The 16270-nt window shown below is 61.2% G+C and carries 17 protein-coding genes; 14 read left to right on the top strand and 3 right to left on the bottom strand.

The window, feature by feature from the left end:
- Window positions 1–86: 86 nt before the first annotated feature.
- Window positions 87–1631, bottom strand: a complete 1545-nt coding sequence (norR, locus tag OSW16_RS22615) for a nitric oxide reductase transcriptional regulator NorR (RefSeq protein WP_267818640.1) — start codon at window positions 1629–1631, stop codon at window positions 87–89.
- A gap of 155 nt (window positions 1632–1786) precedes the next feature.
- Here norR and hmpA point away from each other — a divergent pair, with 155 nt between their 5' ends.
- The 14 genes from hmpA (at window position 1787) to OSW16_RS22545 (ending at window position 13967) form a co-directional block, all read left to right on the top strand.
- Window positions 1787–2965 carry an NO-inducible flavohemoprotein gene (gene hmpA, locus OSW16_RS22610; RefSeq protein WP_267818638.1) on the top strand — a complete coding sequence of 393 codons (1179 nt, stop codon included), beginning with the start codon at window positions 1787–1789 and terminating at the stop codon, window positions 2963–2965.
- Window positions 2966–3513: 548 nt separating this feature from the next.
- Window positions 3514–4020, top strand: a complete 507-nt coding sequence (locus OSW16_RS22605) for a disulfide bond formation protein B (RefSeq protein WP_039601973.1) — start codon at window positions 3514–3516, stop codon at window positions 4018–4020.
- A 558-nt stretch (window positions 4021–4578) separates the two neighbouring features.
- On the top strand, window positions 4579–5523 hold the full coding sequence (gene cyoA, locus OSW16_RS22600) for a ubiquinol oxidase subunit II (RefSeq protein ID WP_241804144.1): 945 nt from the start codon (window positions 4579–4581) through the stop codon (window positions 5521–5523).
- Between the two features lie 3 nt (window positions 5524–5526).
- Complete coding sequence (gene cyoB / locus OSW16_RS22595; protein WP_241804145.1) at window positions 5527–7545, top strand: cytochrome o ubiquinol oxidase subunit I; 2019 nt, start codon at window positions 5527–5529, stop codon at window positions 7543–7545.
- Between the two features lie 3 nt (window positions 7546–7548).
- The gene (gene cyoC, locus OSW16_RS22590) at window positions 7549–8172 is read left to right on the top strand and encodes a cytochrome o ubiquinol oxidase subunit III (RefSeq protein ID WP_241804146.1); all 624 of its coding nucleotides are present in this window, start codon (window positions 7549–7551) and stop codon (window positions 8170–8172) included.
- Window positions 8172–8504: a cytochrome o ubiquinol oxidase subunit IV gene (cyoD, locus tag OSW16_RS22585; RefSeq protein WP_012316180.1), complete on the top strand. Its 333-nt coding sequence runs from the start codon at window positions 8172–8174 to the stop codon at window positions 8502–8504. Before cyoC ends, cyoD begins: the two co-directional genes overlap by 1 nt.
- Before the next feature lie 11 nt (window positions 8505–8515).
- On the top strand, window positions 8516–9403 hold the full coding sequence (gene cyoE, locus OSW16_RS22580) for a heme o synthase (protein ID WP_267818635.1): 888 nt from the start codon (window positions 8516–8518) through the stop codon (window positions 9401–9403).
- Between the two features lie 299 nt (window positions 9404–9702).
- Complete coding sequence (gene alaC, locus OSW16_RS22575; protein ID WP_241804148.1) at window positions 9703–10911, top strand: alanine transaminase; 1209 nt, start codon at window positions 9703–9705, stop codon at window positions 10909–10911.
- Window positions 10912–11064: 153 nt separating this feature from the next.
- Window positions 11065–11448, top strand: a complete 384-nt coding sequence (locus OSW16_RS22570; RefSeq protein ID WP_241804149.1) for a YkgJ family cysteine cluster protein — start codon at window positions 11065–11067, stop codon at window positions 11446–11448.
- A gap of 361 nt (window positions 11449–11809) precedes the next feature.
- Entirely contained in the window at window positions 11810–12064 is a 255-nt protein-coding gene (locus OSW16_RS22565; protein ID WP_267818632.1) for a hypothetical protein, read from the top strand.
- Window positions 12057–12308: a DUF3077 domain-containing protein gene (locus OSW16_RS22560; protein WP_241804151.1), complete on the top strand. Its 252-nt coding sequence runs from the start codon at window positions 12057–12059 to the stop codon at window positions 12306–12308. Before OSW16_RS22565 ends, OSW16_RS22560 begins: the two co-directional genes overlap by 8 nt.
- A gap of 153 nt (window positions 12309–12461) precedes the next feature.
- Window positions 12462–13025: a GNAT family N-acetyltransferase gene (locus OSW16_RS22555; RefSeq protein ID WP_012316174.1), complete on the top strand. Its 564-nt coding sequence runs from the start codon at window positions 12462–12464 to the stop codon at window positions 13023–13025.
- On the top strand, window positions 13022–13561 hold the full coding sequence (locus OSW16_RS22550) for a hypothetical protein (RefSeq protein WP_267818629.1): 540 nt from the start codon (window positions 13022–13024) through the stop codon (window positions 13559–13561). Before OSW16_RS22555 ends, OSW16_RS22550 begins: the two co-directional genes overlap by 4 nt.
- 19 nt (window positions 13562–13580) lie before the next feature.
- Complete coding sequence (locus OSW16_RS22545) at window positions 13581–13967, top strand: lysozyme inhibitor LprI family protein (RefSeq protein ID WP_267818627.1); 387 nt, start codon at window positions 13581–13583, stop codon at window positions 13965–13967.
- 129 nt (window positions 13968–14096) lie between these two features.
- Here the strand turns inward: OSW16_RS22545 and mnmH are convergent, their stop codons facing one another.
- The gene (gene mnmH / locus OSW16_RS22540) at window positions 14097–15194 is read right to left on the bottom strand and encodes a tRNA 2-selenouridine(34) synthase MnmH (protein ID WP_267818625.1); all 1098 of its coding nucleotides are present in this window, start codon (window positions 15192–15194) and stop codon (window positions 14097–14099) included.
- Window positions 15194–16228 (bottom strand): selenide, water dikinase SelD, encoded by a 1035-nt coding sequence (selD, locus tag OSW16_RS22535; RefSeq protein WP_267818623.1) that lies wholly within the window; start codon window positions 16226–16228, stop codon window positions 15194–15196. The genes mnmH and selD overlap by 1 nt, the downstream gene beginning before the upstream one ends.
- Window positions 16229–16270 lie beyond the last annotated feature (42 nt).

Here is a 16270-nt window from a genome sequence, read left to right as displayed (position 1 = left end):
CCTGTTACCGGTGGTAAGGGAGATATAGCAGCCCAACGGAAAGCAACCAGAGGCTTTCTGGGTTAATCCTTTTGTACGAAACGCGTCTAGCGCAGGCCCAAGCGCCGCGCCAGGCGGTTCAAGTTGGCGCGGTCCAGGCCGAGCTCGCGGGCGGCGGCGGCCCAGTTGTCCTGATGGCGCTGCAGGCAGGCATCGATCACCTGGCGTTGGTAGCCGTCGACAGCCTCGCGCAAGCCACCTTCGGCCAGCGCCGGCGCCGGCAAGGGCGCGGGTGCCTGTACCACGCCCGCCTCGGTACGCAGGTCCAGGTCACTGGCTTGCAGTGTGAGAATGCGTGGCCGGTCCGGGTGCTGGCCCAGTGCCTTGAGGGCTGAGCGGCCGATCAGGTGTTCCAGTTCGCGCACGTTGCCGGGCCAGCCGTAAGCCAGGAGCGACGATTGCGCGTCGTTGCTCAGGCGCAGGCTGTTCAGGCCCAGGCGTGATCGATTCTGTTCGAGGAAGTACCCCGCCAACAGCAGCACATCACGCCCACGCTCGCGCAGGGGCGGAACCTGCAGCGGGTACACGCTCAGGCGGTGGTAGAAGTCGGCGCGGTAGTTGCCATTGCGCACCTCGGCGGCAAGGTCGCGATTGGTCGCTGCGATCAGGCGCACATCGACGGTGTGTTCGCGGTCTGAGCCCAGACGCTGCAGTTGCCCGCTTTGCAGTACCCGCAGCAGCTTCGCTTGAACCGCCAGCGGCAGTTCGCCCACTTCGTCGAGAAACAGCGTGCCGCCATTGGCCAGTTCGAACTTGCCGCGCCGCTCACCGTGGGCGCCGGTGAAGGCCCCGCGTACATGGCCGAACAGTTCGCTTTCCACCAGCGTGTCGGGCAGCGCGGCGCAGTTGAGGCTGATCAGTGGCTTGTGGGCACGGTGGCTGGCCTGGTGCAGGGCCTGGGCTACCAGTTCCTTGCCCACCCCGGTTTCACCGGTGATCAGCACCGTCAGGTCGCTGCCGCCGACCAGGCGTATTTCATCCAGCAGGCGCTTGTGCGCCGGGCTTTGGCCAATCAGCTCTTTGCCCTGGCCGCTGGCCTGGCGGTAGATCTCGGCGCGCTGGTGCTCATCCTCGGCGCGCAGGGCCAGGTGTTCGATGCGTTCGGCCACCGTGACCGTGGCCGCTGCCAGGCTGGCGAAAGCCTGCAGGGCATCGAGCTCCAGGCTCTGGAACTGGCCAGGGGTGAGGGCATCGAGCGTCACCAGGCCCCAGGGGCGCTCGTCGACCATCAGCGGGCAGCCCATGCAGTCATGCACGTGAAGGTCGACGTCGTGGGCATTGACCAGCCCGTCATAGGGGTCGGGCAACTGGGAATCGCTGGGGAAGCGCGTAGGCTCGGCGCGGCTGAGCAGCACCTGGAAGCGCGGATGCTCGCTCACTTTGAAGCGCCGGCCCAGGGTATCGGCAGACAGCCCGTCGACAGCCAGTGGCACCAGCCATTCGCCATCCAGCCGCAACAGCGCAGCGGCATCGCAGGGTAGCAGGCCGCGCATGGCTTGCAGCAGGCGGCGGTAGCGTTCCTGGTCGGGCAGGTCGCGGGACAGGTCGCTGACCAAGGGGAGCAGGGCGGTGAGCAACGGCTTTGCGGTCATAAGGACTCCTGTTGGTCTAAATGACTATACTCCGTGGCTGGTCTTTTTGACATCAAACAGTATAAGTGCTTGATTTTGATGGTATTAAAGTTTGGCACGAATACTGATACTGCACATGCAACCTTTCCAAGCCCCTGGTTCAGGAGTCGTTGCAAATGCTCAATGCCGAACAACGTGCAATCATCAAAGCCACCGTCCCGCTGCTGGAAACCGGTGGAGAAGCGCTGACCACCCACTTCTACCAGTTGATGCTCAGCGAGTACCCGCAGGTGCGCCCACTGTTCAACCAGGCCCATCAGGCCAGTGGCGACCAGCCGCGCGCCCTGGCCAATGGCGTGCTGATGTACGCCCGGCACATCGACCAGCTGGAACAGCTCGGCGGCCTGGTCGGCCAGATCATCAACAAGCACGTCGCCTTGCAGATCCTGCCGGAGCACTATCCGATCGTTGGCAGCTGCCTGTTGCGGGCCATCGAGGAAGTACTCGGTAAGGACATCGCCACTGCCGAGGTGATCGCTGCCTGGGGCGCGGCCTACGGGCAGTTGGCCGAGATCCTCATCGGCGCCGAGGAAGGCCTCTACAAACAGAAGGAAGCGGCCGTCGGTGGCTGGCGCGGTACCCGCGAATTCCGCTTGGTGCGCCGCGAGCAGGAAAGCAGCGAGATCGTTTCGTTCTACTTCGCTCCCGTGGACGGCAAACCGGTGCTCAAGGCTGAACCGGGCCAGTACATCGGCTTGCAGCTGTTCATCGACGGCGCCGAGCAGCGTCGCAATTATTCGCTGTCGGCGTTGTGCGATGGCAAGCAATACCGTATCAGCGTCAAGCGTGAGGCGGGCGGCAAGGTGTCCAATTACCTGCATCATGAAATGATGGTCGGTGACACACTGCAACTGTTTCCGCCGTCCGGCGACTTCACCCTTGCCAGCAGTGACAAGCCGCTGGTGCTGATCAGTGGTGGGGTGGGCATCACGCCGACCCTGGCGATGCTGGAGGCGGCCCTTCAGACCCAGCGCCCGGTGCACTTCATCCACTGTGCACGCAATGGTGCGGTGCATGCCTTCAGCGACTGGGTGGATGGGCTGGCCAAGCAGCATCCTCAACTCAAGCGCTTCTATTGCTATGCCGAGGATGATGGGTCGCGCGATGCCAATGCGGTTGGGCTGTTGAGCCAGGAGCTGTTGGCTGAATGGATGCCGAGTGAGCGTGATGTGGAGGCGTATTTCCTCGGGCCCAAGGGCTTCATGGCGGTGATCAAGCGCTACCTGGAAGCGCTGGGCGTGCCGCCGGAGCAGAGCCGCTATGAGTTCTTCGGGCCAGCGGCAGCCTTGGAATGATGTATTGACCGGGCTGCCCCCATCGCCGGCAAGCCGGCTCCCACCAGGATCGCGGTTGGCTTTGGGGCAGGGGGGTGCCTTCAAAGGCCTGCGCTGAGCTTGAGGGCAGTCCACTTTGTGGGAGCCGGCTTGCCGGCGATGGGGCCGGTACATCCGATGCAAGGCTCAAATGAACCCCCACAAAGGTCATCCCCGCTACAAACCTCCCCCCAGGCACGCTGCCGGTCTCAGGGCCGGCGGCGTATCGTCGATTGCTCATATAAAGGAAAGATGAACCGCGCCGGCCATCTTTCATCCTTAATCGTCCTTTAATCACTGTATCCTTCACTCCCGGGTGTCGAGGGGCTTGCCTCTGCGCGGCATCCGGGCAGCTGCTTTTTTACCGGCCGGCGTTGAACCGACGGCACGCCCGCCGGTCTCAAGCCCACTCCGGATAGCCCTCGCAGTGCTGTCTTGCCGCTTCCTCGACACGCTAACGGTCAGACCTGCGTGTAGAATCGCGCCAGGCAGGTGGACCACGCTGCCCCTATCCATCGAAGGAACCGGCAATGAACGAACAAACATCGCGCCTGAATCGGGAACGGCGCTTTCTGGTGCTACTGGGGGTGATCTGTCTCGCCCTGATCGGTGGCGCTTTGTACATGCAGGTGGTGCTCGGCGAAGCGCCCTGCCCGCTGTGCATCCTGCAACGCTATGCCCTGCTGTTCATCGCCGTGTTTGCCTTCATCGCCGCCGCGATGCCCGGGCGGCGCAGCCTCACGCTGTTCGAGGGGCTGGTGGTGCTTAGCGCAATTGGCGGAATCGTTGCGGCCGGCAACCATGTGTATATACTCGCCAACCCCATGGTCAGTTGCGGTATCGACACCCTGCAGCCGATCGTCGACGACCTGCCGCTGGCCAAGCTCTGGCCGCTCGCCTTCCAGGTCGACGGGTTCTGCAGCACGCCATACCCGCCGATCCTCGGCTTGTCCCTGGCGCAATGGGCATTGATGGCGTTCGTGCTGACGGCCATCCTGGTACCGCTGGGCATCTATCGCAACAGGCGCCAGCCTTAGACATAAGTCCCGATTTTGCTGTGGTCTTTTGCACCTACAGAGAAGAGGGAAAAGTCGCCCGCCGCTTGATCCAGATCAACCACAAAGCCTTGCAGGACGCGGGTTTGAGGCCTATCAAGCGGGGTGCGACAAACTGTCGCGAAGTTGAATTTCCAACCACTATTGTTACGCATTCTGTAAAAGACTGTTGCTCAATAAGTCATAGTCAAGGGTTGGCGACCTCACTACAATCGCCCCCAATTTCCGTTCGGCACTGCTTGCGAGTCGCAGGATTGAAGGAAGCCCCAGCGCTTTCTTTTGCTGACTTCGTCAAGTTTCGCCCAGCGGCGATACCGGGCGGATACCCCTCCGCGTTTTCCCGCACCAAACGGACTTGGTCTGAAGTACAGGCCTGTTGCCTACGAAACCATAAGCACCGCTAACACGCTTGAGCCAAGGTCCTGCAGTCGGGCCCCAGGCAGGAGCGTATTCGGGCGCGAAATGCCTCACTTGGCAGGACGAAGTGTTGGCTACCAAAACACAAATTGCATTGAAGCAAGCTGATCTAGAGGTCGTGAGATGAGTAAAAAGCGTTACCCCAGACTGTTTGGCATATTGCCCTTTTTAGGCATGCTTTTACTCAGCGGGTGCAACTGGACCCTGCTCGACCCGAAAGGTCAGGTCGGCATTGAGCAAAAGAACCTCATCCTCATTGCTACCGGCCTGATGCTGCTGGTGGTGATCCCGGTCATCATCATGACCGTGGCGTTCGCCTGGAAGTACCGTGCTTCCAACAAGGCGGCCACCTACACCCCAGATTGGTCGCACTCGACCAAGATCGAGGCTGCGGTGTGGATCATCCCGATCCTGATCATCATTGCCCTGGGTTATGTCACCTACAAGTCCACCCACAAGCTGGACCCCTACCGTCCACTGGATTCGGACGTGAAGCCGATTCAGATCGACGTGGTTGCACTGGACTGGAAGTGGCTGTTCATCTACCCGGAACAAGGCATCGCCACGGTCAACAAGATCGTCTTCCCGGCTAACACCCCGGTCAACTTCCGCGTCACCTCCGACGCCGTGATGAACTCATTCTTCATCCCGGGCCTGGGCGGCCAGATCTACGCCATGGCCGGCATGACCACCAAGCTGCACCTGATCGCCAACGAAAACGGCGTGTTTGACGGTATCAGCGCCAACTACAGCGGTGCTGGCTTCACCGGCATGAAATTCAAGGCCACTGCAACCTCCCAGGAAGACTTCGACAAGTGGGTCGCCGAGGTCAAGCAGTCGCCGAAGAAGCTGGACAAGGCCGAATACGACGCCTTGGCCAAACCAAGCGAAAACAACCCAGTCGCGCTGTATAGCGAGGCCTCGCCTGACCAGTTCCAGATCATCGTCGACAAGTACGAAGGCATGAACCGCGGTCGTCCGAGCCACGAAGAAGCAGGCAGCAAAGATCTGGCCACTACCAAGGGTGTGGAATCGAGTATGCAACCAGCTGCCGGTGCAGAGGAGTAAGAGATGTTCGGTAAATTAAGCCTGGAGGCGATACCCTATCACGAGCCGATAGTCATGGTGACGCTTGCCATGATCGCGCTCGGTGGTATCGCTGTCGTCGGTCTTATCACCTATTTCCGCAAGTGGACCTACTTGTGGACCGAGTGGCTGACCACGGTCGACCACAAGAAAATCGGGGTGATGTACATCATCGTCGCGATGGTCATGCTGCTGCGCGGCTTTGCCGACGCCATCATGATGCGTACCCAGCTGGCTGCTGCTACCGGCGGCTCCGAAGGCTACCTGCCGCCTGAACACTATGACCAGATCTTCACCGCGCACGGTGTGATCATGATCATCTTCATGGCGATGCCGTTCTTCACCGGCCTGATGAACCTGGCGGTTCCTCTGCAGATCGGTGCACGTGACGTTGCCTTCCCGTTCCTGAACTCCCTGAGCTTCTACCTGCTGCTGGCAGGCGTGCTGCTGGTCAACATCTCGCTGGGCGTTGGTGAATTCGCCAAGACCGGCTGGGTTGCCTATCCGCCACTCGCGGGCATTCAGTACAGCCCTGGGGTGGGTGTCGATTACTATATCTGGGCGCTACAGCTATCCGGATTGGGTACGACGCTTACCGGTGTGAACTTCCTCGTCACCGTGATGAAGATGCGCGCACCTGGCATGAAACTGATGGACATGCCGATCTTCACCTGGACCTGCACCTGGGCCAACGTGCTGATCGTCGCTTCCTTCCCGATCCTGACCGCTGCACTGGCACTGCTGACTGTTGACCGTTATCTGGACTTCCACATCTTCACCAACGAGCTTGGTGGGAACCCGATGATGTACGTCAACCTGTTCTGGGCGTGGGGTCACCCTGAGGTTTACATCCTGATCCTGCCGGCCTTCGGCGTGTTCTCGGAAGTGACTTCGACCTTCTCCGGCAAGCGTCTGTTCGGCCACCACTCGATGATCTACGCATCGGGCGCGATCGCCATCCTGGGCTTCGCCGTATGGCTGCACCACTTCTTCACCATGGGTGCCGGCGCCAGCGTCAACACCTTCTTCGGCCTGGCGACGATGCTGATCTCCATTCCGACCGGTGTGAAGTTGTTCAACTGGCTGTTCACCATGTACCAGGGCCGTGTGCGCTTCACCGCACCGATGATGTGGACCCTGGGCTTCATGATCACCTTCTCCATCGGTGGCATGACCGGCGTTCTGCTGGCTGTTCCAGGTGCTGACTTCGTGCTGCACAACAGCCTGTTCGTTATCGCCCACTTCCACAACGTGATCATCGGTGGTGCGGTGTTCGGCTACATTGCCGGCTTCGCCTTCTGGTTCCCGAAAGCCTTCGGCTTCACCCTGAACGAGAAGTGGGGCAAAGCTGCCTTCTGGTTCTGGATCTCGGGCTTCTACGTAGCGTTCATGCCGCTGTACGCCCTGGGCTTCATGGGCATGACCCGTCGTCTGAACCACTCCGACAACCCGCTGTGGGAACCCTACCTGTACGTTGCCGTCGCCGGCGCCGTGCTGATCCTGTTCGGTATCGCTTGCCAGCTGATCCAGATCTACGTTTCGGTCCGCGACCGCAACCAGAACCTGGACGTGACCGGCGACCCATGGGGCGGCCGTACCCTGGAATGGTCGACTTCGTCGCCACCTCCGTTCTACAACTTCGCTCACATGCCTGAGAAAGTTGGTCTGGACTGCTGGCACGAAGCCAAGGAAGCCGGTGTTGCGTACAAGGCTCCGGCCAAGTACGAAGCCATCCACATGCCGAGCAACACTGCTACCGGTCTGTTCATGGGCCTGTTCCTGACCGTCTTCGGCTTCGCCTTCATCTGGCACATCTGGTGGCTGGTGGGTGCGAGCCTGGTTGCGACCATCGCTGTCTTCGTTCGCCACGCTGCGCGTGACGACCAGGGCTACATGGTTCCGGCCGAAGAAGTGGCGCGCATCGAAGGCGAGCGCATGAAAGCGCTGGCCAAAGCAGGTGCTCTGCCTGCCGGCGCACGTGTCGAATCGTTTGAGCGGGTGTAATCAATGTCCAGTCAAGTAATCCACGGCGATGCTCATGGTCACGACCATGGGCACGACGATCACCACCACGACTCGGGCCAGATGACCGTACTCGGTTTCTGGCTGTACCTGATGACCGACTGCATCCTGTTTGCGTCGCTCTTCGCCACCTACGCGGTGCTGTCCGGCAGTTTTGCCGGCGGCCCGTCGGGTCATGACATCTTCCAGCTCGATTTCGTAGCTGTAGAAACACTGTTCCTGCTGCTGTCCTCGATCACCTTCGGCTTCGCCATGCTGAAGATGTTCGACGGCAAGAAAGCAGGCGTGCTGGGCTGGTTGGCAGTGACCTTCCTGTTCGGTGCTGCGTTCATCGCGATGGAAATCTACGAGTTCCATCACCTGATCGTTGAGGGCTACGGCCCGCAGCGCAGTGGCTTCCTGTCGGGCTTCTTCGCCCTGGTAGGCACCCACGGCCTGCACGTGACCGCCGGCCTGATCTGGATGGCAATCATGATGTACCAGATCAACAAGCACGGCATCACGCCGACCGCCAAGACCCGCATGAGCTGCCTGAGCCTGTTCTGGCACTTCCTGGACGTGGTCTGGATCTGCGTATTCACCGTCGTCTACCTGCTGGGGGTTCTGTAATGGCTAACGCACACGACACTCATCACGAAGGTAACCACGGTAGCGTGAAGTCCTACATGATCGGCTTTGTACTGTCGATCATCCTGACCGCGATCCCGTTCGGCCTGGTGATGTACCCGAGCTTGCCGAAGAACCTGACCGTCCTGATCGTGGTGGCCATGGCCGTCATCCAGGTGGTTGTGCACCTCGTGTACTTCCTGCACATGGACCGCTCGAAAGAGCAGCGTTCCAACGTGTCGACGTTCCTGTTCACCACCATGGTGATTGCACTGCTGGTCGGCCTGTCGCTGTGGATCATGTTCAGCATCCACTACGAAATGATGGCCAAGTGAGGTAAGACTGCATGTCCGTTAAGCACTTTATCCAAATCACCAAACCGGGGATCATTTTCGGTAACGTGCTTTCCGTGGCAGGCGGTTTCTTCCTTGCCTCGAAGGGCCATGTAGACTTCGCCCTGTTCCTGGCGGTGGTAATAGGTACGTCCCTGGTGGTTGCGTCCGGTTGCGTGTTCAACAACTGCATCGACCGCGACATCGATATCAAGATGGAACGCACCAAGAACCGCGTCATGGTCCAGGGCGGCATGTCGCTGACCCTCGCGCTGGTCTACGCCACCCTCCTCGGGATGGCGGGCTTCAGCCTGCTGTATGTCCAGGCCAACCCGCTGTCGGCGTTCTGCGCGCTGATCGGGTTCATCGTCTACGTCGGTTTCTACAGCCTCTGGCTGAAGCGCAAATCGGTGCACGGCACCTTGGTCGGCAGCCTGTCCGGTGCCATGCCTCCGGTGATCGGCTATTGCGCCGTCAGCAACAGCTTCGACCTGGCGGCAGTGACCCTGCTGGTGATGTTCAGCCTGTGGCAGATGCCGCACAGCTTCGCGATCGCAATCTTCCGCTTCAAGGATTACAGCGCCGCCAACATTCCGGTCCTGCCGGTGGCGCGCGGTATTCTTGCGGCCAAGAAGCAGATCGTGCTGTACGTGCTGGCATTCGTGCTCGCAACCCTGATGCTCACCCTCGGCGGTTACGCCGGCCTCGGCTACCTGGCCGTGGCAGCAGCCATGGGCCTGTACTGGCTGTACATGGCCTGGGGTGGTTACAAGGCCGAGGACGACAGCAAGTGGGCCCGCAAGGTATTTGGCTTCTCCATCCTCACCGTCACCGCCCTGAGCGTGATGATGTCGGTGGACAGCCAGACTGCCGCGGACGTGCTGATGACCTACGCGCGCTGATACAGTCGCCTGCAACATCGAAAACCCTGGCCTTGGTGCCAGGGTTTTTTTATGGGGGTCATTCAGTGCTGGCTTCTTCGGGGCGCAAACGGCAACCGTGTGAATGGCTTTAGCGTGGAAGAGGGCAGTGCAAACAATGAAAATCCTGGTAATTCAAAAAATAAGCCTGAAAAGTTCTAAGTAATCAGGAAATTATCCTTTACACGTACGCCTGATCGGCACTATCTTCTGAATCAGGCCGCCGCAGCGGCCAGCGTCGCTCGGACGGTTCCGGGCGCTTACGTTTCGTAGAGGAAACCATGGCCGACCAAGGTTCGCCGCGCCGCTTCGCGCGCATCGATCGTCTCCCCCCGTATGTCTTCAACATCACTGCCGAGCTCAAGATGGCTGCCCGCCGCCGTGGTGAGGACATCATCGACCTGAGCATGGGCAACCCTGATGGCGCGACGCCGCCGCACATCGTCGAGAAGCTGGTGCAGGTTGCCCAGCGTGAAGACACCCACGGCTATTCCACCTCGCGCGGCATCCCGCGCCTGCGTCGGGCCATTTCCAACTGGTACAAGCAGCGCTACGAGGTCGACATCGACCCGGACAGCGAAGCCATCGTCACCATCGGCTCCAAGGAAGGCCTGGCCCACCTGATGCTCGCCACGCTCGATCAAGGCGACACGGTGCTGGTACCCAACCCGAGCTACCCGATCCACATCTACGGCGCAGTGATCGCCGGTGCCCAGGTGCGTTCGGTGCCGCTGGTGCCCGGTGTCGACTTCTTCAACGAGCTGGAGCGGGCGATCCGCGAGTCCATCCCCAAGCCGAAGATGATGATCCTGGGCTTCCCGTCCAACCCCACTGCCCAGTGCGTGGAGCTGGACTTCTTCGAGCGCGTGGTGGCCTTGGCCAAGCAGTACGACGTGCTAGTGGTACACGACCTGGCCTACGCCGATATCGTCTACGACGGCTGGAAGGCGCCCTCGATCATGCAGGTGCCGGGGGCCAAGGACATTGCGGTGGAATTCTTCACCTTGTCCAAGAGCTACAACATGGCTGGCTGGCGGATCGGCTTCATGGTGGGCAACCCTGAGTTGGTCAGCGCCCTGGCGCGGATCAAGAGCTACCACGACTACGGCACCTTCACCCCGCTGCAGGTGGCGGCCATCGCCGCGCTGGAAGGCGACCAGCAATGCGTGCGCGACATCGCCGAACAGTACCGCCAGCGCCGCAACCTGCTGGTCAAAGGCCTGCACGAGCTGGGCTGGATGGTCGAGAACCCCAAGGCGTCGATGTATGTCTGGGCCAAGATCCCCGAGCAGTACGCCCACCTGGGGTCGCTGGAGTTTGCCAAGAAGCTGCTGGCTGAAGCCAAGGTGTGTGTTTCGCCGGGCATCGGTTTTGGCGATTACGGTGATGACCACGTGCGCTTCGCCCTGATCGAGAACCAGGACCGGATTCGCCAGGCGATCCGGGGCATCCGGCAGATGTTCCGGGCTGATGGCCTGAGCCGTAAATAGCGCAGTTTCAGGGGCCGCGATGCGGCCCCTGATGTTTGCCGGATCGGCGGCAAACTATTTTTCATTGCCCCTCTTCTCAGCCGACCTGGCTTCGATTACAAATGGCGCCGCGGGCCAGCCCCGATAACAATAACCTTCCCCTTCCGTGCCATCATGTCCGAATACAACCCTTGCCTTGACTGCGGCGCCTGCTGCGGGTACTTCCGTGTGTCCTTCTTCTGGGGCGAATGCCAGTCAGCCGGTGGCCTTGTGCCCGATGACCTGGTGGTGCAGATCAACCCAACCCGGGTAGCCATGATCGGCACCGATGCCAAACCCTGCCGTTGCGTCAGCCTCAAGGGCGAAATCGGCAGCGAAGTGGCGTGCACCATCTACGCCAACCGTTCCAGCCCTTGCCGTGAGTTCGAAGCATCGTGGGAGGGCGGCGTGCACAACCCCAGTTGCGACGATGCGCGTGCTGCTTATGGCCTGCCACCGCTGACGCCACCGGGGGCCAATGAGCCGCATTGGCCGGATGATGGGGCCGAGGTGGCTTGAGCCCTTTGCGGCGGCCTGCGGCGTAACTGCCGCAGGCCGTTGTAAGAAGTTTCTGAACCTGAAACCAAATGCTTCAGAAAGACGGGCTTGGCGAATTATCTTACGAGCCCTGTCGGATGCCGTCTGATAGGCAAGCCTGTACCTCATAGGTAACTTTTCGCGGTCGCTGTGGTTTGGCGACCGGGTGTGAGAAGCCTGTAGTTTGAGATCGCTTGCCAGATATGGCAGCTGTGCGCGTGCAGGCTTCGGTCTGGCCGTGGTGATCTCGGACACGGTCTTCTCACCTCGCGCATGGCTGCCACCCAATCTGTGAGAAGGATGTGAGTGGTTGCTTCTGAAACCTCTACCGAGAGAAGTGACTATGAAAAAGCTCGTTCCCGATCCACCTGACAGCTGCCCCATTCACTACATCACGATAATCGCCGACCTTTCCCTTGAAGACGCCAAGGCTCACGCCGCCGCGCTCATGGATAGCCTTTCGAGCACCATCGAGCTCTACCTCAGCACCGTGGGCGAAGACCAACGCAGGGTGGTGCTGGACAACATGGGCATCCTCACCGATCTTCTGCGGGCCCTTTTCAGCCACATGACCACGCTGGAGAGGGAGCATGAGTGATGACCTCAAAGCGCGAACCACGGCGGGTCGAGAGACCTTTCTCGGGCTGTATGCCATCCAGCCGGGCGTGCCGCTCGATCACGCGTTTGACGAACTTTCTGTTCTGCTAGGCTGCATTCGGCATTTGAGTGAGGAAGCGGAGATGGAGGGAAACCTCGTTGCCGGCAGCGCCGCGCGCATCCTGAGTGCCATGGCCAAGGCGCTGATCAATGACATGGAGGTAGGGTTGAACCGAGGTGCCTGAAGCGTGTTGGCCAAGGGTGCTGCAGCGCTCTTGAGAGTGGGCGCCGCCCGCGCGGCGCTCAGTCTCCGGCACAGCCTGATACGCCAGGCATGCCCCAGCCCTCGCACATGACGTTAAACTGTCATCTCCCCAGCAATGGACAGGAGATGCGGCGTGACCCCACCCCGAAGTTTCCCCACCGACCTCTGCCTCGACAGCCCGCGTCTGCAGCTGCGCCCGATGCGCCACGCCGATGCCCAGCAATGGCTGACGATCATGGCCGACCCCGAGGTCATGCGTTACTGGCACCATGCCCCCTGGCAGGACCTGGCCGAGGCACAAAGCGCCTTGGCTGCCGACCGGGAGGCCTATGCCAATGGTGACCAGCTCAAGCTGGGCATGTACCGCCGTGACACTGGCGAGCTGATTGGCATGGTCCAGCTGTTCAACATCGACGACACCTCCCGTCGTGGCGAGATTGGCTACTGCCTGGCCAGCGCGGTGCAGGGCAGGGGCTACATGGACGAGGCGCTGACCTGCTTCATCGACTACCTCGCCCATACCCTGCACATGCGTCGCCTGGAGGCAGAGATCGACCCCCGCAACAATGGTTCGGCACGCACGCTGGAGCGTCAGGGGTTCGTCCTTGAAGGCACATTGCGCGCACGCTGGTGCGTGGCGGGTGAGTTGTCTGACTCGGGCATTTACGGGTTGTTGCTCGAGCCACCTGTTGCATGACGGCTTTCTACGTCACCTTCAGCCTTGCCCTGTATTTGCTCGGCCTGTGTTTCGATGGCGCGCTGATGAGCGCCGGCAGGCACATGCCGGCCTTGCAGATGTTGCTGTACGGGCCTTGGGGTGTTCCGTTCGGTCTGTTCCAGTGGTTTGCCAACCCGCTGCTGGCCATCGCAGTCCTTGCCCACCGGCGTTTTCGGCGTTTGGCGCTGGTCGCCGGGTTGGCCGCGCTGTACCTGGCGGCCAGCAGTTTTGGCATCGAACGGCTGCCGGATAACATCAGCTATGCGTTTCAGGACCGCATTGGCTTTGGTGTTGGTTTTTACCTTTGGCTGGCATCTATCGTGGTGTTCTGCGCGGGGCAGGCATGGCATGTCTGGAAGGCGCAAGGCGCACAAGACATGCCGGGTTGGCGCTGGCTGGACGTTGCGTTGATTGCAGCACTGGCACTGGCGGTGTATGCCGCCACGCAAATGCCGTCGCTGCGTTTTGTGCCGGGCAAGGTACTGATGCCTCCCGAGCAGCCGCAGGCGTTTTGAAATTGACCAGGAGAGGGTGATGAACAAGCAGTTTTTGATGGGGTTGGGCTTGGCTTGCTGCATGCCTGTGGCGATGGCCGAGGACACCTCGCCGAGCTACACCCAGTGCATGGACAAGGCTTCCAGTACGGTGGCGATGAGCAGTTGCATCCAGGCCGAGACCCAGCTGCAGGACGCGCGGTTGAACCGGGCTTACAAACAACTGATGGGCAAGCTCGAGGCGGGGCCTAAGAAGAGCTTGCGCGATGTTCAGCGCCAGTGGATCGCTTACCGGGATGGCAACTGCAAATTCCACGTGCAAGCCAGCGGCGGCACGATGGCCCAGCTGGAGGGCGGGATGTGCATGATGGACATGACCCGCGAGCGGGCGGCAGAACTGGAGCGGGTGCTAAGCCCCGGGCAATGATGTTGCTCCTGCGGGCCCCATCGCTGGCAAGCCAGCTCCCACATGGATTGCGCCGGCTTTTAGAAATGCCTAGAAGCTGACGCGGTCCCTGTGGGAGCCGGCTTGCCGGCGATGGGCCGCAAAGCGGCCCTAGCGATGGCGAGCCTTGAGGTACTCGCGCACCTCCACAGCATCCCCTGCAAACTCGATACGGTCCGCCTTGGCATCACGCTGGTAGGCATACATCGGGTCGTAGTATTCCTTCAGCAACCCCTCGATCCACCCCCGGTGTAAATCGATACCCCCGGTGCGCTGCTGCTCATCCAGCGCCAGGCGCATGATCTCTGACAGGCGCTGACAGCGCTCGCCGCCCAGGCGCTTGTGGATGTTGCTCATGCTCTGTAACAGGCGCTCAGCGAACAGCCGGCGCCCGAGCTCTTCGCCATGGAGCGCGACGAATTCGGCGCACAGGTTAACCACGTAGTCACGCAGAATGCGTTCCACACGGTTTTCGAAGCTGTCCTCCAGCCATACCAATGGGTACTGCTGCATACCCTGGTACAGCTCCAGCGGCACGGTGCAGCTCCCGACGATACGGCCCTCGTCCTCCAGCACGAATTGCTCGATACCGCGGGCGCGTTTTTTCAGCACGTCGATGGCCAGCTTGTTCTCGAAATCGATCTGCGCCGGCTGCCCGGTGGCACGTTTGCCGAAGCTCGAACCTCGATGGTTGGCATGCCCTTCAAGGTCGATCACGTTGCTCAGTTGGTGCAGCACATCGGTCTTGCCAGTGCCGGTCAGGCCGCCGAGCAGAACGAAATCGCATTGCTCCACGGCCTGCTGGGTTGTTTCCAACAGGAACGTGCGCATGGCTTTATAGCCACCCTTGATACGCGGGTAGGCGATGCCGGCTTCGTCGCGCAGCCACTGCTGAACGATCAGCGAGCGCAGGCCGCCGCGGGCGCAGTACAGGTAGCCATCGGGGTGGGCCTTGGCAAAGCTGGCCCAGGCGTGCAGTCGCTCGCGCTTAATGGTGCCGCTGACCAGTTGATGGCCAAGGGTGATGGCGGCGGCCTGGCCCTGCTGCTTGTAGCAGGTACCGACCTTTTGCCGCTCCTGGTCGGTCATCAGCGGCAGATTGACCACGCCGGGGAAGGCGCCCTTGGCAAATTCGACGGGCGCACGCATGTCCATCATCGGCACATCGTCGAGGAACAACTGGCGGAAGTCGGTGCAGTCGTGGCGCATCAGTTCACCTCGACTGCGTGGCTCTGTCGCTCAGCCAGCAGGCCGATCGGCGCAAGGTCCAGGCCAAGTTCGGCGGCGACGGCAAGAAACGCCTGCTCGCCTTCGGGGGTGACCGCTACCAGCAGGCCGCCACTGGTTTGCGGGTCGCACAGCAGGTGCTTCTGATCGTCGGTCAGCGCACCGATTTTGTGCCCGTAGCTGTCGAAGTTGCGCAGAGTACCGCCGGGGATGCAGCCCTCGGCCATGTAGTGCTCGATGCCCGGCAGGCGCGGAACGGCGGCGTAGTCCAGGTGTGCGGTCAGCCCGCTGCCCTCTGCCAACTCGACCAGGTGGCCGAGCAGGCCGAAACCGGTCACGTCGGTCATCGCCTTGACACCGTCGAGCTTGCCAAAGCGGCTGCCGGGGGTGTTGAGCGTGCACATCCAGTCGCGGGCCAGGCCCTGGTCCTGGTCGCGCAGCTTGGCCTTTTTCTCGGCGGTGGTGAGGATGCCGATGCCCAAGGGCTTGGTCAGGTACAGGCGGCAACCCTCTGTCGCGGTGTCATTGCGCTTGAGGTGGCGCTTGCTGACCACGCCGGTGACAGCCAGGCCGAAGATCGGCTCGGGGGCATCGATCGAATGCCCGCCGGCCAGGGGGATGCCGGCTTCGGCGCACACGGCGCGGCCACCGCGAATAACTTCACGGGCCACTTCGGGCGGCAGCACGTTGACCGGCCAGCCGAGGATGGCGATGGCCATCAACGGGTCGCCGCCCATGGCGTAGATATCGCTGATGGCGTTGGTGGCGGCGATGCGGCCGAAGTCGTAGGGGTCATCGACGATGGGCATGAAAAAGTCGGTGGTGGAAACCACGCCGCGCTCATCATCCAGGGCGTACACGGCGGCATCATCGCGCGATGCGTTGCCGACCCACAGGTTCTGGTCATGGGCCTGGACGCCACTTTCGGCCAGGATCACATCCAGCACCTTGGGGGAGATCTTGCAGCCACAGCCAGCACCATGGCTGTATTGGGTCAGGCGAATCGGCTCGCTCATTACGCACCTCATTTTTCGTGATGGGCGATTGTAGCAAAGCTG

It is taken from the genome of Pseudomonas putida (genome assembly GCF_026625125.1).
GTDB lineage: Bacteria > Pseudomonadota > Gammaproteobacteria > Pseudomonadales > Pseudomonadaceae > Aquipseudomonas > Aquipseudomonas putida_X.
The sequence above is the reverse complement of the archived record's forward strand: the minus strand, read 5'-3'. Positions and strand labels throughout refer to the sequence as shown.

Bases quoted from the DNA above. Each gene is read 5' to 3' on its own strand.
- cyoB (WP_241804145.1), top strand. From the start codon at position 5,527: ATGTTCGGTAAATTAAGCCTGGAGGCGATACCCTATCACGAGCCGATA.
- cyoD (WP_012316180.1), top strand. From the start codon at position 8,172: ATGGCTAACGCACACGACACTCATCACGAAGGTAACCACGGTAGCGTG.
- OSW16_RS22605 (WP_039601973.1), top strand. From the start codon at position 3,514: ATGAACGAACAAACATCGCGCCTGAATCGGGAACGGCGCTTTCTGGTG.
- alaC (WP_241804148.1), top strand. From the start codon at position 9,703: ATGGCCGACCAAGGTTCGCCGCGCCGCTTCGCGCGCATCGATCGTCTC.
- norR (WP_267818640.1), bottom strand. From the start codon at position 1,631: ATGACCGCAAAGCCGTTGCTCACCGCCCTGCTCCCCTTGGTCAGCGAC.
- OSW16_RS22565 (WP_267818632.1), top strand. From the start codon at position 11,810: ATGAAAAAGCTCGTTCCCGATCCACCTGACAGCTGCCCCATTCACTAC.
- cyoC (WP_241804146.1), top strand. From the start codon at position 7,549: ATGTCCAGTCAAGTAATCCACGGCGATGCTCATGGTCACGACCATGGG.
- OSW16_RS22545 (WP_267818627.1), top strand. From the start codon at position 13,581: ATGAACAAGCAGTTTTTGATGGGGTTGGGCTTGGCTTGCTGCATGCCT.
- OSW16_RS22550 (WP_267818629.1), top strand. From the start codon at position 13,022: ATGACGGCTTTCTACGTCACCTTCAGCCTTGCCCTGTATTTGCTCGGC.
- cyoE (WP_267818635.1), top strand. From the start codon at position 8,516: ATGTCCGTTAAGCACTTTATCCAAATCACCAAACCGGGGATCATTTTC.
- hmpA (WP_267818638.1), top strand. From the start codon at position 1,787: ATGCTCAATGCCGAACAACGTGCAATCATCAAAGCCACCGTCCCGCTG.
- OSW16_RS22570 (WP_241804149.1), top strand. From the start codon at position 11,065: ATGTCCGAATACAACCCTTGCCTTGACTGCGGCGCCTGCTGCGGGTAC.
- OSW16_RS22560 (WP_241804151.1), top strand. From the start codon at position 12,057: ATGAGTGATGACCTCAAAGCGCGAACCACGGCGGGTCGAGAGACCTTT.
- selD (WP_267818623.1), bottom strand. From the start codon at position 16,228: ATGAGCGAGCCGATTCGCCTGACCCAATACAGCCATGGTGCTGGCTGT.
- mnmH (WP_267818625.1), bottom strand. From the start codon at position 15,194: ATGCGCCACGACTGCACCGACTTCCGCCAGTTGTTCCTCGACGATGTG.
- cyoA (WP_241804144.1), top strand. From the start codon at position 4,579: ATGAGTAAAAAGCGTTACCCCAGACTGTTTGGCATATTGCCCTTTTTA.